This is a genomic window from Amycolatopsis sp. NPDC052450 (assembly GCF_044547565.1).
In the GTDB taxonomy this organism is placed as follows: Bacteria; Actinomycetota; Actinomycetes; order Mycobacteriales; family Pseudonocardiaceae; genus Amycolatopsis.
This window is the reverse complement of record NZ_JBIUAQ010000019.1, coordinates 19,371-42,625: the sequence shown is the minus strand read 5'-3', so window position 1 is coordinate 42,625 and position 23,255 is coordinate 19,371. Positions and strand designations below refer to the sequence as shown.

Genomic DNA, 23,255 nt, shown 5'->3' with positions numbered 1-23,255 from the left:
ATGTTCTCCTCCAGGGTTTTCGTCTTGCTTTCACCGCACTGACGAATCCCGGGAGGCAGCTGTGACCGGAGTGCTGAAGTCCTAGGCGGTCGCGGCCACCGACGCCCGGTCGCGGAGTGAGACGTTCAGCTTGAAGCCCTCCGGTTTCAGGGTCAGCAGTTCCTGCACCTTCAGCCGGTAGGACGGGTCGCCGCGCAGGTCGTACCGGCTCAGCAGCATGCCGAGGACCAGCGTCGCCTCGTGCAGGGCGAACTGCCGTCCGATACAGGCCCGCTCGCCGGTGCCGAACGGCTTGTACACATGCGCGGGACGGGCCCGGTTGCGCTCCGGGGAGAAGCGGTCCGGATCGAACGACTCGGGATCGTCGCCCCAGACGGGATCGCGGTGCAGCGACGGGATGAGGACCAGCGCCCACTGTCCCTTCCGCATCGGGTACTCGCCGCCGACGACGGTGTCCACCTGGGCTTGGCGGGCGAACGCGGGCGCTGTCGGCCAGAGCCGCAACGCCTCGTCGAGCACTCGCCGGACGTAGCGGAGCTTGGCGACCTCTTCGTAGGAGGGGTCGGGATTCTCGCCCCAGACCTTGTCCACTTCGGACTGGGCGCGGGCGAGGACGTCCGGGTTCCTGGCGAGGTAGTACAGCGCGAACGACAGCGCGCCCGACGTGGTTTCGTGGCCGGCCACGAGGAAGGTGATGATCTGGTGCCGGATGTTGTCCTCGTCGAGGGCGGCGCCGGTGCTCGGCTGCGTGGTGTTCAGCATGAGCCCGAGCAGGTCGTCGGTGCTCGTGTCGCCCCGGCGCGCCTCGATGACCTCGGCGACGACGGAGTGGAGGAACGCGAGGTCGGCCTCGTTGCGCCGGTTCGCCTTGCGGCTGAGGAGCGGGCCGATGACCGGCGGCTGGAGCGCCATCCGCTGCGCGTGCCGCAGTGTGCGGACCATCGCGGCGACGAACGGATGCGGTTCCGCGCGTTCGAACGACGAGAAGCTGTAACCGAATCCCGTCCGGCCGATGGTCTCCAACGTCAGCTTGGTCATGTCGTCCGCGACGTCGACCTCGCCGCCCCTGTCCCACGCGTCCAGCAGTTCGCGGGTGATCGCCAGCATCGCCGGGTGATAGCGCTGCATGGCGTTGCGGCTGAACGCGGGCGCGAGGATCTCGTGCGCGCGCCGCCAGTTCGGCTCTTCGTTGTGCGCGGTGAACAGCCCGTCACCGCCGAGCGGGCGCAGGTTCGAGATCGCGGGCGTGACGTGCTTCGCGAACCGCTTCTCGTCGGAGAGGTCGGCGACCATCTTCGCGCCGTGGACGAACACGATGCCGCGGCCGAACACCTTGCGCTCGAAGACGGGACCCAGCTCGGCGGCGTGCCGCATCGAATCCTGGACCGGCGTCTTCGGCGAAACGCCGAGCACGTCACCGATCAGCGGGATCCGGCGCGGGGGATGGGGGAGAGCGGTGGCCATCGAGCCCCTCCAGGGTATGCGCTGTTGAATCGACATCCAATAGCGAGCGTGGCCTGCTACTGAACCCGTGTCAAGTAGCTACGATGCCCAGATGGCGCCGAGCACTTCCGGGAAGTCCCGCAGCAGGCTGAGCACCGCCGAGCGGCGGGAACAGCTGCTGCGGATCGGCGCCCGCCTGTTCGCGGAGCGGCCGTACGACGACGTGTGGATCGAGCAGGTCGCGGACATCGCCGAGGTGTCGCGAGGGCTCCTCTACCACTACTTCCCGACGAAGCGGGACTTCGTCACCGAAGTCATCAGGGCCGAAGGCGAACGGCTGCTCAAGATGACCGAGTCCGACCGCACGCTGCCGGTCGAGGAGCAGCTGACGGCCGGGCTCGACGCGTACCTCCGCTACGTCGAAGCCAACGAGGACGGCTACCGGGCACTGCACTCGGGCACGTCCATCGCCGTCGACGGCGTCCGTGAGGTCCTGGACCACAACTTCGCCGAACAAGGGCGCCGGATCCTCGAGGTCCTGTGCCCGGACAGCGACCCGCCTGAGACCCTGCGGGTGCTCGTCCGCGGCTGGCTGGCCTTCGTCGTCGCGGTCTGCCTCGACTGGCTCAAGTACCGGCGGCTGACCCGGGACCAGACGCGGGATCTGTGCGCGAAGGCGCTGCTCGACATCGTCGACCTGTCAACATGACCTTGGCGCGTTCCTCGATCAGCTTCATCCGCGCGAGCCGTTCGCCGTCGTCGTTGTGCGCCGCGGACCTGGTGACCTGCCCGGCCCACTTCCGGTAGAACATGCCGCAGGTCGCGATGAAGTAGCCGTCGGAGCACGCGTTGGCGGCGAGGATCAGCCCGGTGTCCTCCGACGCGGGCAGCGCCATCCAGCCGCCCAGCTCCAGCAGCAGGTCACGACGGATGCACAACGTCCCGGCCACCACCGAAGACACGTAGCCGTTGCGCTGCCAGTACCGGAGGATCGCGCCGCGTTCGATCGGCCCCTCGTCGGGATCGCTGTCGACGCCCGTCTTCGTCCCATCCGGGAGGAGATCGAGCACCCGGCAGGTCGTCCAGCCGATCGCCGGATCCTCGAGCGCCGCGATGTCACGCGCGAGCGCACCCGGCGCCAGGAGATCGTCCGCGTCGAGCGCCTTGATCAGCACCCCGGACGCGCGGGACAACGCCATCATCCGCGCGACCCCGGGCCCGCCCCGGCGACCCGAGCCGGGCAGCACTCGCTCGTCGGCGGGGAGGGCGCCGTCGAGCAGCCCGGTCTCGCCGTCCTCCTGCACCAGCCATTCCCAGGCCCAGCCGGGCGGGAGTTCCTGCGCGGCGAGGGATTCATACGCCTCGGCCAGGTACGGCAGACTCGGTGGGTGGACCGGGGTGAGGACGCTGATGACCCGCATGCTCACTCCGGGCGGCGAGCGGTGATCAGGAGGTGCTCCTCCGGCGGTGTCCCCGGCTCGTCCGCCGTGAAGATCTCCGAGTGGGTCGCGGTGACCTCCAGCCCGGCCGCTTCGACCCGCCGGACGAGATCGCCCGGCGCGAAACTGGTCTCGAGGAAGGTGCGGCCGAAGAACTCCGCCGGCACGTTCTCGGCATCCCTCGGCACGGTGACCAGCGCGAAAAGCCCACCCGGCACCAGCCAGCGCGCGACATCGGCGAGCACGGCTTCGGTGTCCTCGCGCGGCATCTGCAGGAACGGGAAGAAGGCGCAGACCGCCTCCCACGACTCGGGCGGCGAGGTCCACTCGCGCACGTCGGCGTGGACGAAGGTGGCGTCGGGCACCTGCTCACGCGCGAGCTCGATCATCACCCGCGACACGTCGAGCCCGGTCACCCGATGTCCGGCCGAGGAGAGCTCCTCGGCCACCGGCTTGCCGGTCCCGCTGCCGATGTCGAGCACCCTCGACGACGGCGGCAGCGCCTTCAGCAGGTGCCGCACCGCCCTGTCGACCGCCGGTGCCCGCCCGAAGACGTCCTCGTAGGCGGAACCGATGGCGTCGAACAGCTCCGCCGCCGTGACCGGTCGGTCCATTTCGCAGCTCCCGGATCGAGTGGATCTCCCTCGGGCGAATCTACCGTTCCGGAAGGCCATCGTCCCGCGCGTCCTCTGAGGACGCTGGGCCGGTCCGCCTGTTTAGACTGGACGCGCCGAAGTTCCTGGGGTTTGGGGTCAAGATGAGTGTGCCGAGTGACGAGTTCCACCGGATGCTGGAGGCGCTCGCCGACGTCGAGCGGTCCGACGCGAGAGAGTGGGAGTCGTTCAGCGTGCGAGGCAAGCGCTTCGGGTACTACTGGCCGCGGACCCAGACCGTCGGCCTCAAGCAGACGCTCTCGGAACAGGAAGCCCTCGTGGCCGAGCGGCCCGACGTCTTCGAGGTCCAGTTCACGGCCGGGGGATTCGGCTGGGTCGTGGTCCACCTCGACGGCATCGAATCCGACGAGCTGACCGAATTGGTCTACGAGGCATGGCGGCTGTCCGCCCCCGAAGAACTGGTCGCACTGGTGCCGCCGCCCTGCTGAGCGTTACTGCTTTTGTGTGTTGACGCGCGTCACTGTTCCGCCGGGAACGTTTTACGGGGCAATGCGTTGTACAGGGTGTCGGTACGGATGGTGCCCCCCGGGCCTCACCCTTCGCCTTCACGGAATACCGGTTCGGCCGGAGCCGTGTCGTGCCACTCGCCGAGAGGCGGCCCACCGTATCGGCCTTTGCTCCCGCTTCCGCTCGCAGGTAACCCCCAGGCCTTCGCTGAGCGGGAGCGGGTCTTTTGTTTTTCGGCGGGTGTTTCCCGCTTTCGGGTGTTGATGCGGGTCACATCGGTGGGGGCTTGGTGTGGGGGAACATTTCGGGTGCTGGTGCGTTGTAGAGAGTGTCGGTACGGATGGTGCCCCCGGGCCTCACCCTTCGCCTTCACGGAATACCGGTTCGGCCGGAGCCGTGTTGAGCTACTCGCCGAGAGGCGGCCCACCGTATCGGCCACAAACTCCCGCTTCTGCTCGCAGGAACCCCCAGCCTTCGCTGAGCGGAAGCGGGACCTTTTCTTTTGTCCGCGGGTATTTGTCGCGACCGGCGACAGTGCCTGAAGTGAGCCCGTGGTTACTGGGGGCGTTCGGCTTCGAATTCGGCTTTGCGGCGGGACAGTCGGCTTGCGCGTCGGCGGTGGACAGTTCGATGACGGCGTAGCCGCTGAGCGAACAGGCCCGTGGAGCGTCCGCCGATCTGGTCGCCGTTGTCGATGTAGGTGCAGAGCACAGTCTTTGTAGAGGTTTCCTGGCTGGTCGTGGATCACGCCGGTGATACTGAGCGGCGACCACAGCTGTCTTGTGGAGAGTTTTGTTGCGGGCAGGGCAGGCGGGCTCGGCGGGTCAGATGGAACGGGACCATTCCCGCGAGTCTCGGTGGCACCGCCGGTCACGACTTGAGCGTGTGAAGGGGTCCTTTCCTCGGCTGAGCCGAGGGAAAGGGTCCTTCGCGCCTTGCCGAGTACGTGAAGGCCCCTTTCCTTGCGTCTAGTGTCTCGAGTCGGAAGTTCGTGTGGTGTTTCGGCGTGGTGCCGGAGGATCTTGTTGTTGCTTCGCGCGGTGAAGATGGTGTCGGCTGAGGCCGTGAGCATTCCGCTGACTTCGTGGTGTCGGGTCGCGGGGGTTCGCTTGTGGGCTGTGGGGTGACCGTGTCGCGAAAGCCACTTTCGCGACCCCAGGCGTCGCGAAAGTGGCTTTCGCGACGCACCTCATGCCCCCCCCGGGCCAGGCGCGAAACGGCTGGCTATCGATACGGATTTACGGCGCGAACTTCCAGTGCAGGAGACTAGCGCAGTGAAGGGGGCCTTCATGTACTTCGAGCGGGGGGCAAGAGCTTGGTGTTGTTCGCTGGGCATGGTGAGGGGCCCGTCGCCGGTGTGGCTGGCGGGCTCCTCGGGGGTCAGACGTGGTGGAGGGTGTTGCGCCGGGGTTGTCGGAGTGGATCTCGGTATTGGGGTGGGATGAACTCCGGTAGCCCATCGGCGGCCATGCGGACTTGCCAGTCGCCGTGGTGGATCAGCCGGTGGTGAAAACCGCACAGCAGCACGAGATTCCGGAGATCCGTGGGGCCTCCGTCTGCCCAGTGGTGAATGTGGTGAGCGTGACAGTTCTTCGGCCGCCGATGACACCCGGGGAACGCGCAGCCCCCATCCCGGATGTTCAAGGCGCGTCGTTGGCCGGGGGTGACGAACCGTCGCAGCCGCCCCACGTCGAGGGGCTCTCCAGCGGCGCTCATGACGACCGGGAGCATGAGGCAGTCGCAGGCGGCCAGCCGTGCTTCGCGGGCCGTCATCGTCCCGACAAAATCGAGGCAGGCGGTCCCGAGGCCGGTCTTCAGCTCGTCAAGGCCGATGGTGACGTGCAGGAGGGTGCGGTAGCCGCTGGTGCCGGGTTGGTCGGGGCAGGCGACGGCGAGGTCGAGGATGTCGATCCAGGCATCTCCCATGCGTTCGCATTTCATCCGCAGATCGGCTTGACCGAACTCGTCCACCGGCCGCGGCGCCGCATACGCCTCCAGAGCCGCCGCGGTGCGAGCACCCGTTTCATCGTCGAGGAGGCCGGTGAGTTTCCAGAAGCCGTCCTTGCGACGCTCCAGGGTGATCTCCCGACGCGGCTCCTTGGGTTCAGGCTCTTTGGGCTCGTTCCCATCCGGGTCCAGCAACGCGAGTAAGTTCTGCTCGGCGTCGGCGAGCTGCCGGGGACCGGCATCGCGGGCGAGGGTGGCCAGGATATTCTCCGCACTCGCCCGATCCTCAACCGAGGTATCGGCGGGAAGCTTCTTCAAGAACTCCAAGATCTGATCGATCCGCTCATTCCCGACCAGACCCTCCGCAGCCACAGCGGCCGTGGCGGGCGCGATAGGCGGAACTTCGGTGCCATCCAAAGCGCGGGTCGGGTTCAGGGCGATGGCCCGGTTCACCACCGCACCCGCTTCACCGACCGACAATCCCGCTATATCGGCGAACCAGGTCGCCGTACGGCCATACCCGTACAAGTCTTTGACGCCCCGAGACTCGATTTCCGCCAAGAATTTCCCCAGTCCGGCGGTGGCCATCCGAATCACCTGCAAAGACCGCTGCACGCCATGGGCAAGTTCCAGCTTGCCGGCGCGCCACAACTCCTGCGGCAACTCGGGAAGGAAAGTCTCGGACACCCCACAATAATACCGCAAAATAATCGAACATGCGTTCGTAATTTTAAGCGACAATGAGCCAGCGCATTTACCACTGACGGGTGATGTGCGTAAGGTCTCCGATTCGGGTGCGTCGCGCCGAGGAGTCGGCTGGGCGCCATCACGCAGATAGTGGATTGCGCGGCCCGGAACGCGTCCGTCTCAGGGCGGTCAACATCCTGATCTCGACGCGACGGGTGCCTCTGTGGGTCTGGAGTAGCACGTTCATCGACTGCCGTGTCACGAACGTGCCCGCGCGAGCTCATGGCGGCGTTCAGGTCAACGCCGACCTTGTCTTGACTCATGTCAGCATCCTGACATACTGTCGCCTATGTCAGAAGGCTGACATGAACAGAAGGAGCATCACTTGCCCGCCATCGGCCCGGACTTCATCTCCCTGCAAGCGCGTGACCTCGCCGCTTCGCAGGCGTTCTATGAGCAGTACCTCGGCCTCGTCCGCTCGCCGGCCGGGCCTCCGCACGCCGTCGTGTTCGAAACGAAGCCGATCGCGTTCGCGCTCCGCGACATCGTTCCCGGCACTGACCTCGCATCGGTCGCGCAGCCCGGTATCGGTGCCGCGATCTGGCTCCACGCTACCGACGTCCAGGCCATTCACGACGCGCTCGTCGCCGACGGGCACACCATCGTTTCCGAGCCGATCGACGGCCCTTTCGGCCGGACGTTCACCTTCGCCGACCCCGACGGCTACCAGATCACCCTCCACGACCGTGGCTGAGGCGAGCATCCTGGTTTTCGGGGCTACCGGGGCACTTGGCCGCCACGTCCTGGACGCGCTGGCCGCTCGGGGGCTCGGCCCCGGGACGATCACGGCGGCCGGGTTCAGCACCGCCGGCATCGATTCGTCGGATTCGGCAGGCGTCGCGGAACTGGTCGCCAGGCATTCCGACATCGTGTTGCTCTCGGGCGGTGACCCGGATCGTCTCGCCCAGCACAAGTCGGTCATCGAGGCGGCGAAGAACGCGAATGTCCGGCACGTCTGCTGCACCAGCGGAGTTCGAGCGACGACGACCGGTTCGAGATCAACGCGGACCACCGGGCGACAGACGTCGCTCTCATCGATTCCGGCGTGACGTACACGATCCTGCGGAACGCCCGGTATATCGAGAACTACATCCAGGCGTTGGCGGGCCCCGCTTCACCGGGGTTTTCGCCGTGGCGGCCGGTGACGCCGTTGTCGTGGCAGCCTGCCGGAAAGATCTGACCGAGGCTTTGGCCGTCGTGGTCACCACGGACGGGCACGACGATGTCACGTACAGCCTCTCGGGCGACACGAACTTCACTTACGCCGACATTGCCGGAGCGATGTCGATCGTATTGGGGGGAGAGGTCGCTTACCGGCCTGTCACTCCCGAAGAATTGCGGTCGGCGCTGGTCGATTCGGGAATGGACGGGGGACTGGCCCGCTTTTTGGTGAGTCTCGATGAAACCTACTGACGGCGGAGTGAGCCAGGGGTCGTGAGGGCCGCCGCTCACGATCCCTGGCTCACTGAAGCCTCAAGACTCCACAAGCGTCCCGTCGGTCAACCGCACTCGCCGGTCCACCTTGATCTCCGTCAGGAACCGCTCATCGTGGCTCACGACCACGAAAGCCCCCTGATACGCGCCCAGCGCGCTCTCCAACTGCCCGACGCTGACCAGGTCGAGATTGTTCGTCGGCTCGTCCAGGAGGAGCAGTTGAGGTGCGGGTTCGGCGAACAGGACGCAGGCCAGGGTGGCTCGCAGGCGTTCGCCTCCGGAGAGCACGCCGACTGGGAGCCTGCTTCGCGCGCCTCGGAACAGGAAGCGGGCGAGCAAGGTCATCCGTTGCGACTCGGGGAGGCCGGGGGCGAACGTCGCGAAGTTTTCGGCGATGGTCCGGTCGAGGTCCAGAAGGTCCAGCCGCTGGGAGAGATACGCGATCCGGCCCTCGGCTCGTTTCACCACGCCGCCATCGGGCGAGAGGTCTCCGCTGAGCACCCGCAGGAGCGTCGACTTGCCGGTGCCGTTCCCGCCGGTCAGCGCGATTCGTTCGGGGCCGCGGATCGTCAGGTCGACTCCGTCGCCCGCGAAGACGTTCCGGTCGCCGTAGTGGACCTGGATGCGCTCGCCGTGGAACATCGTGCGGCCGGCGGGGACGTTGGTACCCGGCAGGATGAGTGCGATCTTCTGGTCGTCGCGCAGGGACCGTTCGGCTTCGTCGAGGCGGTTCTTCGCGTCGTTGACCCGGGCGGCGTGCGTTTCGTTCGCCTTTCCGGCGGATTCCTGGGCGTTGCGTTTCATGGTGCCGGCGAAAATCTTCGGCAGCCCGGCGCTGCCGAGGTTGCGTGCCGCGTTCCCCGCGCGGCGCGAGGCGCGTTCGCGGGCCTGCTGCATCTCCCGTTTCTCGCGTTTGACCTCTTGTTCGGCACTGCGGACGTTGCGTTCGGCGGCCTCCTGCTCGGCCTTGACCGCCGCTTCGTACTGGGTGAAGTTCCCGCCGTGGTAACGGAGATCGCCGCGGTCGAGTTCGGCGATGCGGTCCATCCGGTCGAGCAGTTCCCGGTCGTGGCTCACCAGCAGCAGGCAACCGGACCAGTCTTCGAGCACCCCGTAGAGCTTGCGGCGGGCGTCGAGGTCGAGGTTGTTGGTCGGTTCGTCCAGCAGCAGGATGTCGGGCCGTTTCAGCAGCTGCGCGGCCAGGCCGAGGGAAATGATCTGCCCGCCGCTCAACGTGCGCAGGCTCCGGTCCAGCGCGAGGCCGTCGAGGCCCAGCCGGTCGAGTTGGGCGCGGGTGCGTTCTTCGATGTCCCAGTCGTTCCCGATGGTGGTGAAGTGCTCTTCGCTCGCGTCGCCGGACTCGATGGCGCTCAGCGCCGCGAGTTGTGGTGCGATCCCGAGCACCTCGGCCACTTTCAGATCGGCGGTGAGCGGCAGCGACTGCGGCAGATATCCGAGGATTCCCTGCGTGGAGACGGTTCCGGAGACCGGCCGCAGCTCGCCGGCGATCAGCTTGAGGAGCGTGCTCTTGCCCGCCCCGTTGGGCGCGACGAGCCCGGTGCGTCCACCGGGCACGGTGAACGACAAGTCGTCGAAGACCGGCGTGTCATCCGGCCAGGCGAAGGAGAGAGCGGACACGACGACGAAGGCGTCTGACATGGAAATGACCTCGTGAAAGACAGCGGGCGCCTTGAAGCAGCACCGCGGTGGACGTGGCGTGAGGGCACGACGAACCGGCCACGTCGGCGTCAGCGCCGGTGGCCTGGCAACTCCGGCTCACCCGGAGATGTCGTCTTCACCTGCCACGTCTGGTCTCCATGCTCGTCGATCAGGTCCGCACCTACGATAACAAGACCTGCCGGAGTGTGGCCACCGCAATCCCTCGGCGCGGCGTCGACGAGCCGCGAATTCCGATGCTCATTCGTTTATTCGCCACGATTCCCGGTGATCGGTAATCGTGTGGTCGGAATCATATCAATTGAGTGGAGAAGGCGAGGGCTTTTCGATGATGTCGAATGGCAGAACCCGAAGACGAATCGCGACCACGGTAACCGCACTGGGGGCGTTCGCCCTGGTCGCTCCGCCGGCGCACGCCGCCGAAACCGCTGTTCCCTGCGACTCCGCCGCGTTGGTCCAGGCCATCGCTGATGCCAACGCCACCTCTGAGCCGGACACGCTGTCCCTGGCGGCGAAGTGCGTCTACACGCTCACGTCGGCCGCCGATGTCTACTGGAAATCCGGACTGCCTTCCATCCAGGGAAAGCTCACCGTCAACGGTAATCACGCCACCATCGAACGCGCCAAGGACGCGCCCCGATTCCGGATCATCTTCAATTGGGGCGATCTGACCCTCAACGAAGTCACGATCGCGGGCGGTCAGGCTCCGGACGGTGTCGGTGCCGGTTCCCCTGGCGTCGGGAATCCTGGCGAGTCCGGCGGCGGTATCAAGAACTGGGGTCCGCTGACCATCACCGACAGCGTCATCAGCGGCAACGCCGCAGGCTCGGGTGCTCCCGGTGCCGCCGCCACCGCCAGTGCCGGTAGCGGCGGCTACGGAGGCTCCGGCGGTGGGATCTCTTCCTACAGTTCCTCGCAGGTCACGGTGACGATCGCCCGCACCTCGATCACCGGCAACGCCTCCGGCTCCGGTGGCCAGGGTGGAAACGGCGTGGCCGCCAAGGCGGGTGGCCAAGGCGGTCCCGCCGGCTTCGGCGCCGGTGTCGACGTGCTCGCCGGCACCGTCCTGCGGCTCAGCGACAGCGCCGTCACCGGCAACGGTGCCGGGAGCGGCGGCAAGGGCGGCTCGGGAGGCGCGACGGGCGGTGCAGCCGGACACGGCGGCAGTGGTGGCACGGCCGGCGGCGTGATGATGTCGATCAGCGGAGGTTTGCTGCTGAATCCGGTCATCACCCGCACTGCCATCACCGGCAATCAGGCGGGACGCGGCGGCGATGCCGGCGTCGCGGGGCCGGGCGGGTATTCCGGGATCTCCGGTTACGGGGGGGGCGAGGCGGCGGAGTCGTCGTGTTCGACGACAGTCTCACGCTCGACGCGGCGACGGTCAGCGACAACGCCGCGGGTGAGCCCGGGACCGGTTCTTACCCTTCTCCGGCTTCCGGGGGTGGCATCCACACGAGCAACGCACACGTCGCGCTGGCGAACGGGGCCGTGGTGAGCGGTAACCGGCCCGACAACTGCACCTACACCGCGGACGTACCCGGCTGCGTGAACGGATTCCGGGCCGTCGGGGCCACGGGTCAGGACTGGCGGACCGCCGCGGAACGAGCCGCGCGCTCCCGCGGGTAAAGGTCAGGAAAGGGTCGTTCAGGACGAAAAATGTCCTGAACGACCCTTTCCTGACACTCGGCCTCAGCTCAGCCCGTTGAGGCCGATCGCCCGCGCGTACCAGAGCGCGCTTCGCTTCGGCGTCCGCCGCTGCGTCACGTAGTCGACGTGCACGAGGCCGAACCGCTTGGCGTACCCCTCGGCCCATTCGAAGTTGTCGAGCAGCGACCAGTAGAAATAACCACGCAGGTCGACGCCTGCCTCGATCGCCTCGTACGCGGCGCGCAGATGCGAGTCGAGGAAGGCGATCCGATCGGTGTCCGCGATGTCGCCGCCGATGAGGGCGTCCGGATAGGAGGCGCCGTTTTCGGTGATGTACAACGGGATCGGCCGATACTCGCGATGGACCTGAAGCAGGCATTCGGTCAGCCGCGAAGGCTGGACCTCCCAGCCCGAGTCGGTGCGCGGCGCCGTCTCGTCGGGGACGAAATGGACGTCGGGGACGCCGAGCCAGCCGGTGTCCGCGGGTTCACTGCCGGGCCGGGGCGTTCCCGACACCTGGTAGCCGCGGTAGTAGTTGATGCCCAGCCAATCGATCGGGGCGGCGATGGTCGCGAGATCGCCGTCCCGTACGAGCTTCTCGATGCCGAGCGGTGCCAGGTCGGTCAGCAGATCCGCCGGGTACGAGCCGCGAAGCACCGGGTCCAGGAACAGCCGGTTCTGCAGGCCGTCGATCCGGCGCGCGGCTTCGGTGTCCACAGTGGACGAAGGATCGACGGCCGACACCGGGTACAGGTTCAGCGTGATCCCCGACGACGCCGCCGGTGCGTGCCGCCGCAGGACGTCCATCGCGAGCCCGTGCCCGAGCAGCAGATGGTGCGTGGCGGCGACGGCGGCGCGCGGTTCCTGCCTGCCCGGCGCGTGGATTCCGCGCGCGTAGCCCAGCATCGCGGCACACCACGGCTCGTTGAGGGTGGACCAGTGCGCCACTCGGTCGCCCAAGCGCGCTACGACCGTTTCGGCGTACTCGGCGAACCGGAAGGCGGTCTCGCGTGAGGCCCAGCCGCCCTCGTCCTCCAGGGCCTGGGGGAGATCCCAGTGATACAGCGTCGCCCAGGGCGCGATCCCGGCTTCGAGGAGCTTGTCGACGAGCCGGTCGTAGAACGCGAGCCCGCGGAGGTTCGGTGCGCCGCCGTCGGGCCGGATCCGCGGCCACGACAGGGAGAACCGGTAGGCGCCGAGCCCGAGCCGTCGCATCAGGTCGACGTCTTCGGCGTAGCGGTGATAGTGATCGGCGCCCGGTTCGCCGGTGTCGCCGCCGACGACGGCGCCGGGGCGGCGGGCGAAGACGTCCCAGATCGAGTCGGTCCGGCCGTCGGCGGCCGTGGCCCCTTCGACCTGGTAGGCCGCGGTGGCGGCGCCCCACACGAATCCGGGCGGGAACAGCAGCGCGGTCTTCGCCCGGACACTGTCGGGATGTGCGGACATGGTCACCCTTTCACGGCACCTTGCATGATCCCGGCCACGATCTGGCGGCCGAGGAGGAGGAAGACGATGAGGATCGGGATGGTGGCCAGGGTGGTCCCGGCCAGCACCAGCGAATAGTCGACGTAGTAGCCGCTCTGCAGCTTCTCCAGCGCCAGCTGGACGGTGGGGTTTCCGGCGTCCAGCACGACGAGCGGCCAGAGGAAGTCGTTCCACGAGGTCATGAACGTGAACATCGCCAGGATCGCCGCCGCCGGGCGGACCGCGGGCAGGCAGACGTTCCAGAAGATCCGGATCATGCTGCACCCGTCGACCCGCGCCGCTTCGATCAGTTCGTACGGTACGGCGTCCACTGTGTATTGACGCATCCAGAAGACACCGAACGCGGTCACCAGGTTGGGCACGATCACCGATTGCAGCCCGCCCGCCCAGCCGAACTCCGACATCGCCATGAACAGCGGGATGATGCCGAGCTGGGTCGGCACGGCGAGCGTGATGACGATGAACACGAACAACCCGTTCCGGCCGCGGAACCGCAGTTTGGCGAAGGCGAACCCGGCCAGCGCCGAGAACAGCACCGTGGTGAGGGTGACCGTGCCGGACACGATCAGGCTGTTCGCGAGCGCCTTCCAGAACGGCACCGTGTCGAACACCCTGGCCGCGTTGGCGAAGAAGTTCCCGCCGGGCAGGAAGGGCGGGACCCGCTCGGTGAGCATCCCGCTGTCCCGGCTCGCCACCAGGAACGACCAGTAGAACGGAAAGAGCGAGCCCAGCACGAAGATCGCGAGCACGACGTAGGTCGCCCGGCGCGGTTTGCCGAGCGCCGAGACGCTCCGCTTGAGTCCGCTGTGGATGGTGGTCACTTCTTCTTCACCGCCGGGGTCCTGGCGAGCCTGCCGGTGAGGAAGAAGTTCACCAGCGCGATCAGCACGATGATCACGAACAGCACCCACGCGATCGCCGAGGCATAGCCGAGTTCGTAGTTCTCGAAGGCCGTTTGGTACAGGTACAGCGTCACGGTCTGGAACTGGTTGGACGAGCCGCCGTTGTTCGACCCCGGCATGGCGTCGAACAGTTTGGGCTCGGTGAAGATCTGGAGTCCGCCGATCGTCGAGGTGATGGTGACGAAGATCAGCGTCGGCTTCAGCAGGGGCAGCGTGATGCTGAAGAACCGGCGTGCGGCTCCCGCGCCGTCGATGAGGGCGGCCTCGTGCAGTTCCTTCGGGATGGCCTGCATCGCCGCCAGCACGATCAGCGCGTTGTACCCGGTCCAGCGCCAGTTCACCATGATCGCGATCGCGACATGGCTGCTGAACCGGCCCGCCTGCCAGTCGACCGGGTCCAGCCCGATGGTCTGCAACAGGCCGTTGACCAGCCCGTACTTCGGCCCGAACAGGTTCGCGAAGATGATCCCGAGCGCCACCAGGCTGGCGGCGTAGGGGAGTAGGACGCCGACGCGCCAGCCGGTCGCCCCGCGGAGCCTGGCGCTGAGCAGCGCCGCCAGGAGCACCGCGATGATCAGCTGCGGAACGCTGGAGAGCAGGAAGATGCTGACGGTGTTCTCGAGCGCGTTCCAGAACTGCGTGTCGGCGAACAGTTCCTTGAAGTTGTCCAGCCCGATGAAAACGGGATTGTCGTCACCCGCCTCCCAGCTGAACAGCGACACGTACGCCGTGTAGAGCAGCGGGAACAGCCCGACGATCCCGAACACGATGAAGAACGGGGCGATATAGAGGTACGGCGAGACCTTGACGTCCCAGCGGCTCAGCCGGTGGCGAAGGGTGGGCCGGGGTGACGTGCGCACCCCGGCCTTCCTCCCCTCCGGCGCGATCTTGTCGACGACGGTCATCGGTCAGCGCGTGATCTTCTTCGCGGCGTCGAGCAGTTGCGTCCAGCCCTCGTCCGCGGACTTGCCCTGTTCGACGGCCTGCAGCGCGGGGCTCGACGCGTTCTCCTGGATCTGGCCGTCACCGGGGCCCTTGTACTGCGGCTTGGCGACCTTCTTGGCCTGCTCGGCGAACAACTGGCCGATCTTGGCGCCACCGAAGTAGGCGTCGGTCTCGTTCAGCAGCGCGGGGTCCTCCAGCGCCTTGACCTGGCTGGGGAAGGTGCCCTTCGCCTGGAACGCCTTGATCTGCTGCTCGGGCGCGGTCAGCCAGGCGGCGAGTTCGGCCGCCTCCTTCGGGTGCTTCGACTGCGTGGGCACGGTCAGATACGAACCGCCCCAGTTCCCGCCGCCGCCGGGGAAGGCCGCGGTGACCGCCCACTTGCCGGCGTTCTCCGGACCGGAGTGCTCCTCGATCACGCCGAGCATCCACGCGGGGCACACCTTCGTGGCGAAGGCGCCCTGTTTGAACCCGGAGTTCCACTCGTTGCTGAACGCGGTCAGCTTGGCCGACTGTCCTTTCGCGACGGCGCCGGTCACTTTGGTCCAGGCGTCCTTGATGCCCTGGTTGGCTTCCACCGCGAGCTTGTCGTCGTTGCCGATGTAGCCGCTGGGGAGCTGGTTGACCATGGCGTTGAAGTTCTGCGCGGCCGAGTCGAACCACGCCTTCCCGCCGGCCTTGGCGACGTACTGGTCGCCCGCGGCGAAGTAGCTGTCCCAGGTGGCGAACAGGGGTTTGACCGCTTCGGGGTCGGACGGGAGCCCCGCCGCCTCGAGCATGTCCTTGCGGTAGCACATCGCCAGCGGGCCGATGTCCGTGCCGTAGCCGATGACCTTGCCGTCCTTGGTCTTCGCGGCGTCGTACTTCCAGCCGAGCCAGCGGTCGGGGGAGGCCTCCGCCGGGCCGATCTTGGGCAGGTCGTTGAACTTCGAGCCCTTGTCGAGGACGTTCGACAGATGCCCTTCCTCGACGGCGGTGACGTCGGCGAGGCCGGAACCCGCCGCCAGTTTCGTGATCAGGTCCTGGTGGTACGGCCCGCCCTGGCCGGTCTTGCGGTGGGTGATCTTGATGTTCGGGTGCAGTCGTTCGTACTCGGGAATGAGCGCCTCGTAGCCGAACTCGGTGAACGTCGCCAGCGACAGTTCGACCTTCGCGTTCGGGTCCGACGCCGCGGGCGCCGCGCCGTCGTCACCGCCGCACGCCGCCAGTCCGAACGTCGTCATGGTGATACCCAGTGTCAGCACCAGGCCGTTCCGGATCCTTCTCACGTGTCATACCCCTTGCCGGTGGGAGGGAACGCCGTCGCGTCATGACCAGAAAATGGGAGCGCTCCCAGGATGCGCAGAGTCTGTCGCCAAGGTATGGCCGTGTCAAGGGCTTGTAATGAGAGTGTTTCCATCAGGGGAGCGCTCTCAGTACGGATCGCCGCCGGACACTAAGCTGTGGGTGTCCGGATGGAGTTGGAAGGTGAAGGTGACGCGGGTGGGGCCTCGACCAGGGGAAGACGGCAGGCCGACGCTGGAAGACGTCGCCGCGTCCGCCGGGGTCAGCCGGTCGACGGCGTCCCGGGCGCTGAACGACGACGGCTACGTCAGCGCGCGCTCCCGCGAGCGGGTGCGGGCCGCGGCCCGCGAACTCGGCTACTCCCCGAACCAGGCGGCCAGATCCCTGGTGACCAGGCGGACCGGCGCGGTCGCGGTCGTGCTGTCGGAGCCGGAGGCGCGGCTGCTCGACGACCCGTACCGCACCGCGGTCATGCGCGCCGGCTACCGCGAACTCGCCGACATCGGCTGCCAGATGGTCTTGATCTTCAGTGACACCCGCGAGGACCTCGACCGCACGGTCCGGTTCCTCGACGGCGGGCACGTCGACGGCGTGCTGGTGTTCGCGCCGCACCGCACCGACCCGTTGCCCAAGGCGTTGCGGCAGTTGAGGATCCCGGTGGTGTACGGCGGGCAGGCGGCCGGGCTCAAACGCGGTGTCCACGTCGTCGACTTCGACAACGAGGGCGGCGCGAAGCTGGCTGTCGCGCATCTGGTCGAGGCCGGCCACCGCCGGATCGCCACGATCGCCGGTCCGCAGGACCAGAGCGCGGCGATCGACCGGCTCTGCGGCTGGCGCAAGACCCTGCTCGACGCCGGCCTCGACCCGGGGGACCTGGTCGAGGAGGGCGACTTCACCCTCACCGGCGGCGCGAAGGCGATGTCGAACCTGCTCGCGCGGCGCCCCGACCTCGACGCCGTCTTCGTGGCCAGCGACATGATGGCCCTGGGCGCTCTCCGCACCCTGCATTCCGCCGGACGGCGGATCCCCTCCGACGTCGCCGTCGTCAGCTTCGACGACAACGCGACCTTGGCGCCGGAGATGGACCCGCCGCTGACCTCGGTGCATCAGGATCCGCGCGAGCAGGTCCACGCGATGGTCGAGACCCTGCTGGCGCTGATGGACGACCGCGAGCTCAAGCCCCGGCAGCGGATACTGCCGGTGTCGCTCACTCGCCGCGCTTCGAGCTGAGCCCGCGTCATACCGGGGCGATGCCTTCGAGCGTCGGCACGACCGGGGCGATCCTGCCGTCGGGAGTGGGGTTCGTGCAGTGCGCCCAATGTGGCATTGGGGACATTGAGCGCCTCCAATGCCACATTGGGCGCACTACGAGTCCCCGGGCCAAGCCTGCTTCGAGACCGATCGTCCGTGACCCGACTGTGACTCGGCGAGCCCTTGACCCTGTTCGTGTTATCGCTAACACTTGCGACACTCGTCACCCGGCGAGGAGCGGCGACAGGAGACAGGCGATGGCACGCGAAAGCAGCGATGGCGGCAACGCGGCCGTTTCCTCCGTGGGCAAGCAGGCCAGTCTCACCGATGTAGCCGCGCTCGCGGGCGTTTCGCATATGACGGTCTCGCGGGTCATCAACGGCACCGGGCCGGTGCGCGCGGAGACGCGCGTCCGGGTCAACGCCGCCATCGAGCAATTGGACTACCGGCCGAACTCGGTCGCCCGCGCGCTGGTCACCGGCCGGTCGGGCACGCTCGGCGTGGTCGCGCTGGAGGCCAACCTCTACGGCCCGGCCAGCACGCTGAGCGGGATCGAGCACGCGGCCCGCGAGGCGGGTTACGCGACGACCATAACGAGCATCAGCCGTCCCGGCCGGTCGTCCATCACCGACGCGGTGGAGCGGCTGCGGCGCCAGGCCGTCGAGGGCATCGTCGTGATCGCCCCGCACGTCACCGCCGGGCGCGCGCTGGAGGCCGCTCCCAGTGACGTCCCGCTCGTCGCGGTCGGCGGCGGGAAGGAAGCGCCGGTGCCGGTGATCTCGGTGGACCAGTACGACGGCGCCCGCCGGGCGACCGAGCATCTGCTGGGCCTCGGGCACGAGACGGTCTGGCACGTGGCCGGGCCCGAAGACTGGCTGGAGGCGCTCGATCGCGAGCGCGGCTGGCGGGAAACCCTGCAGCGGCACGGCGCGCGGATCCCGCCGGTGGTGCGGGGTGACTGGAGCGCGCGGTCCGGGTACGCGGCGGGGCGGTCCCTCGTCGGCGAAAAGGGGCTGAACGCGGTTTTCGTGTCCAACGACCAGATGGCCCTCGGCTTTCTTCGCGCCTGCACCGAGGCCGGCGTGAACGTGCCGGGGGAGATGCGCATCGTCGGTTTCGACGACGTGCCCGAGGCGGCGTACTACACGCCGCCGCTGACGACGGTGCGCCAGGACTTCGTCGAAGTCGGCAGGCGCACGTTCGACCTTCTTCGCCGCCGGATGAACGGTGGCGAAGAGCAAGCCCGTGACCTGGTGGTTCCCGAGTTGATCGTGCGGGAGAGCACCGGAATTTCGTGAAGCCGGAACGCGGCCCTCGCTGGGCTTCCCGGTGGAGTGTTAACGCTAACTCAATTGATCAGTGCGGATCTAGGAGTAGATGTGGCGAGAAAATCGTGGACGGCGATAGTGGCGGCCGGACTGTTCGCGCTCACCGCGTGCGGTGGTGGCGGCGGAGCGGGTGGCGGCGGGGCCATCACCCTCGGTTTCGCGCAGGTCGGCGCGGAAAGCGGCTGGCGGACGGCGAACACCAAGTCGATCCAGGATTCCGCGAAGACGGCCGGGATCGAGCTGAAGTTCTCCGACGCGCAACAGAAGCAGGAGAACCAGATCGCCGCGATCCGGTCCTACATCCAGCAGAAGGTCAAGGTGATCGCCTTCTCGCCGGTCGTGGAGTCCGGCTGGGACACCGTGCTCAAGGAGGCGAAGACGGCGAACATCCCGGTGATCCTGACCGACCGGGCCGTCGACTCGCCGGACAAGACGCTGTACAAGACCTTCCTCGGCTCGGACTTCGTCGCCGAGGGCAAGAAGGCCGGCGAGTGGCTGGCCAAGGAGTTCGGCTCGGCGACGGGCGACGTCAGCATCGTGGAACTGCAGGGCACCACCGGTTCCGCGCCGGCGAACGACCGCAAGAAGGGCTTCGCCGACGTCATCGCGTCGAACCCGAAGTTCAAGGTCGTCGCGTCGCAGACCGGTGAGTTCACCAGGGCCAAGGGCAAGGAGGTCATGGAGGCCTTCCTGAAGTCCCAGCCCAAGATCGACGTGCTGTACGCGCACAACGACGACATGGCCCTTGGTGCCATCGAAGCGATCGAGGCCGCCGGGAAGGTGCCCGGCAAGGACATCAAGATCGTCTCGGTCGACGGCGTCCGTGACGCCCTGCAGGCCTTGGCCGACGGCAAGATCAACCACGTCGTCGAATGCAACCCGCTGCTCGGCCCGCAGCTGATGGATCTGGTGAAGAAGGTCGCCGCCGGTGAGCAGGTGCCGCCGCGCATCGAGACCACCGAGACCGAATTCGACCAGGCGGCCGCGAAGGCCGCGCTGCCGCAACGCCAGTACTGATCCCGATCCCGCGTCCCCCCGAGAACAAGGTCAGCGATGACAGAACCCTCTGCGATGCTGCGGATGAGCCATATCCGGAAGGAATTCCCCGGCGTGGTCGCCCTCGACGACGTCTCCTTCCGGATGTTCCCCGGCGAAGTGCACGCCCTGATGGGTGAGAACGGCGCCGGCAAGTCCACCCTGATCAAGGTGCTCACCGGTGTTCACGGGGTGGACGCGGGCACGATCGAACTCGACGGTTCCCCGGTCGCGTTCAGCGGTCCGGGAGAGGCGCGGCGCTCCGGCGTCAGCACCGTCTACCAGGAAGTGAACCTCTGCCCGAACCTGTCGGTGGCGGAGAACATCTGCCTCGGCAAGGAGCCGCGACGGCGCGGCCGCATCGACTGGCGCGAGACGCGCCGCCGGGCGGCCGCGCTGCTGGCCAGGCTGGACGTCGAAGTGGACGTTTCGGCGGAGCTGAGCAGCTGCTCGATCGCGGTGCAGCAATTGGTCGCGATCGCCAGGGCGCTCGACGTCGACGCGCGTGTGCTCGTCCTCGACGAACCGACGTCCAGTTTGGACGCCGGCGAGGTCGAGCAGCTGCTGAACGTGGTGCGTTCGCTGCGGGAGCAGGGGATGGCGATCCTGTTCGTCTCCCATTTCATCGAGCAGGTCTTCGCCGTCGCGGACCGGATGACGGTGCTGCGCAACGGAAAGCTGATCGGGGAGTACCGCACCGAGGACATCACCCCGGTCGACCTGGTGACCAGGATGATCGGCAAGGAACTCGAGGCCCTCGAAGACATCGAGGACGCGGGGCACAGCCGGTCCGACCTCGCCGGGGCGCCGGTGTTCCTCGAAGCGGAGGACGTCGGCCGCAAGGGCGGTGTCGCGCCGTTCTCGCTCGACATCCGGGCGGGCGAGGTCGTCGGCCTGGCCGGGCTGCTCGGTTCCGGTCGCACCGAACTGGCCAGGCTGCTGTTCGGCGCCGACCACGCGGACGGCGGTTCGGTGCGGATCAACGGTGAGCCGGTGTCGCTGAAGACGCCGCGGACCGGTCTCGACCGCCGCATCGCGTTCTGTTCGGAGAACCGCAAGACCGAAGGCCTCGTCGAGGAACTCACCGTGCGCGAGAACATCGTGCTCGCGTTGCAGGCCTCGCGGGGCTGGGCGCGGCCGATCCCGCGGCGGCGGCAGGACGAGATCGCCGAGCGCTACATCGAGATGCTCGACATCCGCCCCGCCAACGCGGAAGCGAAGGTGGGCGACCTGAGCGGCGGCAACCAGCAGAAGGTGCTGCTCGCGAGGTGGCTCATCACCGAACCGCGGCTGCTGATCCTCGACGAGCCGACGCGCGGGATCGACATCGGCGCCAAGACGGAGATCCAGCGGCTGGTCGCCCGGCTCTCGAGCGAGGGGATGGCCGTCGTGTTCATCTCCGCCGAACTCGAGGAGGTGCTGCGGTTGAGCCACCGGGTCGTCGTGCTGCGCGACCGCGCGGTGGTCGCCGTACTGGACAACGAATCGCTGACCGCGGACCGCGTCATGGCGACGATGGCCGAAGGAGTCGCACGATGACCAAGCATCGCTTGTTCTGGCCCGTCGTCGCGCTGCTGGCGCTTCTGCTCGGCGACCTCATCGCCCATCCGGCGTTCTTCGCGATCGAACTCCGCGACGGGCACCTGTACGGGAACCTGATCGACATCCTCAAGAACGGCGCCCCGCTGATCCTCATCGCGCTCGGCATGACCCTGGTGGTGGCGACGCGGGGGATCGACCTCTCCGTCGGCGCGGTCGTCGCGATCAGCGGCGCGCTCGCCTGCCTGCACATCAGCGGACTCGGCGACCAGAACAGCCTCGGCGGGACGCTCGCCGCGGTCGGGATGGCACTGGGGCTTGCCCTCGCGCTCGGCGTGTGGAACGGCTGGCTCGTGGCCGTACTGGGCATCCAGCCGATCATCGCGACGCTGATCCTGATGGTCGCGGGCCGCGGTATCGCCCAGCTGATCACCGGCGGCCAGATCATCACCGTCAATTCGCATCCCTACGAGTGGATCGGCAGCGGGTTCACTTTCGGCCTGCCCAGCGCGATCCTCATCGCGCTGGCGGTGTTCGCCATCGCCGCGGTGCTGGTCCGCCGGTCGGCGCTGGGGCTGCTGGTCGAATCGGTGGGCGGCAACCCGGAGGCGGGCAGGCTCGCCGGGCTCCGGTCGTCCCGGCTGATCTGGCTCACCTACGTCTTCTGCGCGCTCTGCGCCGGTATCGCCGGACTGATGATCAGCGCGAACGTGCACAGCGCCGACGGCAACAACGCCGGACAGTTCATCGAACTCGACGCGATCCTCGCCGTCGTCATCGGCGGGACGCTGCTGACCGGTGGCCGGTTCTCGCTCACCGGGTCGGTGATCGGCGCGCTGCTGATTCAGACGTTGACGACCACCGTGTACGCGCTCGGCATCGCGCCGCAGGCGATCATGCTGTTCAAGGCCGTGGTCGTGCTGGCGGTCTGCCTGCTGCAGTCGCCGGTGTTCCGCAAGAAGCTCGCCAGGCGGCGGAAAGCGGCCCCGCCGCCCGCCGTCCTGCCGGAGAAGGTGGAGGCCGGGGTATGACGACACTCGACCGCATCAAGGGCTATCGGCCGAGGCAGCGGCACCTGCCGATCCTCGCGACGATGGCGATGCTCATCGGCGCGTACCTCTACGGCGCGTCGAGCTACACGGCGTTCGGCTCCGGACAGGTCGTGCTCGACCTGTTCATCAACAACGCCTTCCTGCTGGTCGTCGCCGTCGGGATGACGTTCGTGATCCTCACCGGCGGGATCGACCTGTCGGTGGGGTCGGTCGTGGCGCTGTCCACTGTGGTCTCCGCCGACCTGCTGCAGAACCAGGGCTGGCCGGTTTTCGCGCTGATCCCCGCGGTACTGGCGATCGGCGCGGCGCTGGGCTTCGGGATGGGCGTGCTGATCCAGGTCTTCGAGATCCAGCCGTTCATCGCCACCCTGATCGGGATGTTCTTCGCCAGGGGGCTCTGCTACACGATCAGCACCCAGGCGTACTCGATCGACGACCCGACGGTCGCGAGCCTCGCGCAGACGCAGATCCCGCTCGGCGCGGAACTGCACATCTCGATCGGCGTGGTCGTCGCGCTGGTCGTGGTCGCGGTCGCCGCGTACGTCCTTTACGGAACGCGGTTCGGCCGGACGGTCTACGCGATCGGCGGGAACCCGAAGTCGGCGTTGCTGATGGGCCTCAACGTCGGCCGCACGCGGATCTCGGTCTACACGCTCAGCGGGTTCTGCTCGGCGCTCGGCGGCCTGCTCCTGGTGCTGTACAAGTCTTCCGGCGATCCGCTCAACGGCGTCGGGCTGGAACTGACCGCGATCGCGGCCGTCGTCATCGGTGGCACGCTGCTCACCGGCGGCTCCGGTTACGTCCTCGGGACGGTGCTCGGGATCATGGTGCTGGGCATCATCCAGACCCTGATCACCTTCGACGGCACGCTGAACTCCTGGTGGACCTCGATCATCACCGGTGCGCTGCTGTTCGCCTTCATCGTCCTGCAACGCCTCGTCGGCAGGCGAGCCACGTAAAACCGCCGCCACCGCTTTTC

General features: G+C 67.6%; 21 protein-coding genes. 12 read left to right on the top strand and 9 right to left on the bottom strand.

From position 1 onward, the window contains the following. Nucleotides 1–81: 81 nt before the first annotated feature. Nucleotides 82–1,464, bottom strand: coding sequence for a cytochrome P450 (locus tag ACIHAO_RS27370; RefSeq protein WP_396562469.1), 1,383 nt, complete (start codon nucleotides 1,462–1,464; stop codon nucleotides 82–84). Between the two features lie 91 nt (nucleotides 1,465–1,555). Between ACIHAO_RS27370 and ACIHAO_RS27365 the strand changes: the two genes are divergently transcribed. Then, nucleotides 1,556–2,152: a TetR/AcrR family transcriptional regulator gene (locus ACIHAO_RS27365; RefSeq protein ID WP_396562467.1), complete on the top strand. Its 597-nt coding sequence runs from the start codon at nucleotides 1,556–1,558 to the stop codon at nucleotides 2,150–2,152. Here the strand turns inward: ACIHAO_RS27365 and ACIHAO_RS27360 are convergent. After that, nucleotides 2,070–2,864, bottom strand: a complete 795-nt coding sequence (locus ACIHAO_RS27360; protein WP_396562465.1) for a glycosyltransferase — start codon at nucleotides 2,862–2,864, stop codon at nucleotides 2,070–2,072. The two genes, ACIHAO_RS27365 and ACIHAO_RS27360, sit on opposite strands and share 83 nt — an antisense overlap. Nucleotides 2,865–2,866: 2 nt before the next feature. Beyond that, nucleotides 2,867–3,496 (bottom strand): class I SAM-dependent DNA methyltransferase, encoded by a 630-nt coding sequence (locus ACIHAO_RS27355; protein WP_396562463.1) that lies wholly within the window; start codon nucleotides 3,494–3,496, stop codon nucleotides 2,867–2,869. Nucleotides 3,497–3,639: 143 nt separating this feature from the next. Here ACIHAO_RS27355 and ACIHAO_RS27350 point away from each other — a divergent pair, with 143 nt between their 5' ends. After that, the gene (locus ACIHAO_RS27350) at nucleotides 3,640–3,984 is read left to right on the top strand and encodes an MmcQ/YjbR family DNA-binding protein (protein ID WP_125796908.1); all 345 of its coding nucleotides are present in this window, start codon (nucleotides 3,640–3,642) and stop codon (nucleotides 3,982–3,984) included. 1,399 nt (nucleotides 3,985–5,383) lie between these two features. Here the strand turns inward: ACIHAO_RS27350 and ACIHAO_RS27345 are convergent. Beyond that, entirely contained in the window at nucleotides 5,384–6,637 is a 1,254-nt protein-coding gene (locus tag ACIHAO_RS27345; RefSeq protein ID WP_396562460.1) for a DUF222 domain-containing protein, read from the bottom strand. A 385-nt stretch (nucleotides 6,638–7,022) separates the two neighbouring features. Here ACIHAO_RS27345 and ACIHAO_RS27340 point away from each other — a divergent pair, with 385 nt between their 5' ends. The 3 genes from ACIHAO_RS27340 (at nucleotide 7,023) to ACIHAO_RS27330 (ending at nucleotide 8,110) form a co-directional block, all read left to right on the top strand. After that, nucleotides 7,023–7,391: a VOC family protein gene (locus ACIHAO_RS27340; RefSeq protein ID WP_396562458.1), complete on the top strand. Its 369-nt coding sequence runs from the start codon at nucleotides 7,023–7,025 to the stop codon at nucleotides 7,389–7,391. Further along, nucleotides 7,384–7,746 (top strand): NAD(P)H-binding protein, encoded by a 363-nt coding sequence (locus ACIHAO_RS27335; protein WP_396562456.1) that lies wholly within the window; start codon nucleotides 7,384–7,386, stop codon nucleotides 7,744–7,746. The genes ACIHAO_RS27340 and ACIHAO_RS27335 overlap by 8 nt, the downstream gene beginning before the upstream one ends. 82 nt (nucleotides 7,747–7,828) lie before the next feature. Beyond that, a complete protein-coding gene (locus tag ACIHAO_RS27330; RefSeq protein WP_396562454.1) occupies nucleotides 7,829–8,110 on the top strand; it encodes a hypothetical protein in 282 nt (93 codons plus the stop codon). Nucleotides 8,111–8,170: 60 nt separating this feature from the next. Here ACIHAO_RS27330 and abc-f read toward each other — a convergent pair whose 3' ends face one another. Further along, nucleotides 8,171–9,790, bottom strand: a complete 1,620-nt coding sequence (abc-f, locus tag ACIHAO_RS27325) for a ribosomal protection-like ABC-F family protein (protein WP_396562452.1) — start codon at nucleotides 9,788–9,790, stop codon at nucleotides 8,171–8,173. 298 nt (nucleotides 9,791–10,088) lie between these two features. Here abc-f and ACIHAO_RS27320 point away from each other — a divergent pair, with 298 nt between their 5' ends. After that, on the top strand, nucleotides 10,089–11,306 hold the full coding sequence (locus ACIHAO_RS27320; RefSeq protein ID WP_396562450.1) for a hypothetical protein: 1,218 nt from the start codon (nucleotides 10,089–10,091) through the stop codon (nucleotides 11,304–11,306). A 194-nt stretch (nucleotides 11,307–11,500) separates the two neighbouring features. Here ACIHAO_RS27320 and ACIHAO_RS27315 read toward each other — a convergent pair whose 3' ends face one another. The 4 genes from ACIHAO_RS27315 to ACIHAO_RS27300 are packed head-to-tail and all read right to left on the bottom strand — an operon-like array spanning nucleotide 11,501 to nucleotide 16,055. Beyond that, on the bottom strand, nucleotides 11,501–12,910 hold the full coding sequence (locus ACIHAO_RS27315; protein WP_396562448.1) for a GH1 family beta-glucosidase: 1,410 nt from the start codon (nucleotides 12,908–12,910) through the stop codon (nucleotides 11,501–11,503). After that, nucleotides 12,907–13,764 (bottom strand): carbohydrate ABC transporter permease, encoded by an 858-nt coding sequence (locus tag ACIHAO_RS27310; RefSeq protein ID WP_396562446.1) that lies wholly within the window; start codon nucleotides 13,762–13,764, stop codon nucleotides 12,907–12,909. The genes ACIHAO_RS27315 and ACIHAO_RS27310 overlap by 4 nt, the downstream gene beginning before the upstream one ends. Further along, nucleotides 13,761–14,750, bottom strand: coding sequence for a carbohydrate ABC transporter permease (locus tag ACIHAO_RS27305; RefSeq protein ID WP_396562444.1), 990 nt, complete (start codon nucleotides 14,748–14,750; stop codon nucleotides 13,761–13,763). Before ACIHAO_RS27305 ends, ACIHAO_RS27310 begins: the two co-directional genes overlap by 4 nt. Nucleotides 14,751–14,753: 3 nt before the next feature. Beyond that, nucleotides 14,754–16,055: an ABC transporter substrate-binding protein gene (locus ACIHAO_RS27300; protein ID WP_125795501.1), complete on the bottom strand. Its 1,302-nt coding sequence runs from the start codon at nucleotides 16,053–16,055 to the stop codon at nucleotides 14,754–14,756. A 199-nt stretch (nucleotides 16,056–16,254) separates the two neighbouring features. On the opposite strand from ACIHAO_RS27300, the gene ACIHAO_RS27295 reads away from it, so the two are divergent. The 6 genes from ACIHAO_RS27295 to yjfF all read left to right on the top strand — a co-directional run bounded on the left by ACIHAO_RS27295 (nucleotide 16,255) and on the right by yjfF (nucleotide 23,235). Further along, entirely contained in the window at nucleotides 16,255–17,301 is a 1,047-nt protein-coding gene (locus tag ACIHAO_RS27295; protein WP_396562441.1) for a LacI family DNA-binding transcriptional regulator, read from the top strand. Nucleotides 17,302–17,579: 278 nt separating this feature from the next. Continuing rightward, entirely contained in the window at nucleotides 17,580–18,620 is a 1,041-nt protein-coding gene (locus ACIHAO_RS27290) for a LacI family DNA-binding transcriptional regulator (protein ID WP_396562439.1), read from the top strand. 81 nt (nucleotides 18,621–18,701) lie between these two features. Continuing rightward, nucleotides 18,702–19,667, top strand: coding sequence for an ABC transporter substrate-binding protein (locus tag ACIHAO_RS27285; RefSeq protein WP_396562437.1), 966 nt, complete (start codon nucleotides 18,702–18,704; stop codon nucleotides 19,665–19,667). A gap of 54 nt (nucleotides 19,668–19,721) precedes the next feature. After that, nucleotides 19,722–21,224, top strand: a complete 1,503-nt coding sequence (locus ACIHAO_RS27280) for a sugar ABC transporter ATP-binding protein (RefSeq protein ID WP_396562647.1) — start codon at nucleotides 19,722–19,724, stop codon at nucleotides 21,222–21,224. Then, nucleotides 21,221–22,255: an ABC transporter permease gene (locus ACIHAO_RS27275; RefSeq protein WP_396562435.1), complete on the top strand. Its 1,035-nt coding sequence runs from the start codon at nucleotides 21,221–21,223 to the stop codon at nucleotides 22,253–22,255. Before ACIHAO_RS27280 ends, ACIHAO_RS27275 begins: the two co-directional genes overlap by 4 nt. Beyond that, entirely contained in the window at nucleotides 22,252–23,235 is a 984-nt protein-coding gene (gene yjfF, locus ACIHAO_RS27270) for a galactofuranose ABC transporter, permease protein YjfF (RefSeq protein ID WP_396562433.1), read from the top strand. Before ACIHAO_RS27275 ends, yjfF begins: the two co-directional genes overlap by 4 nt. Nucleotides 23,236–23,255: the final 20 nt, after the last annotated feature.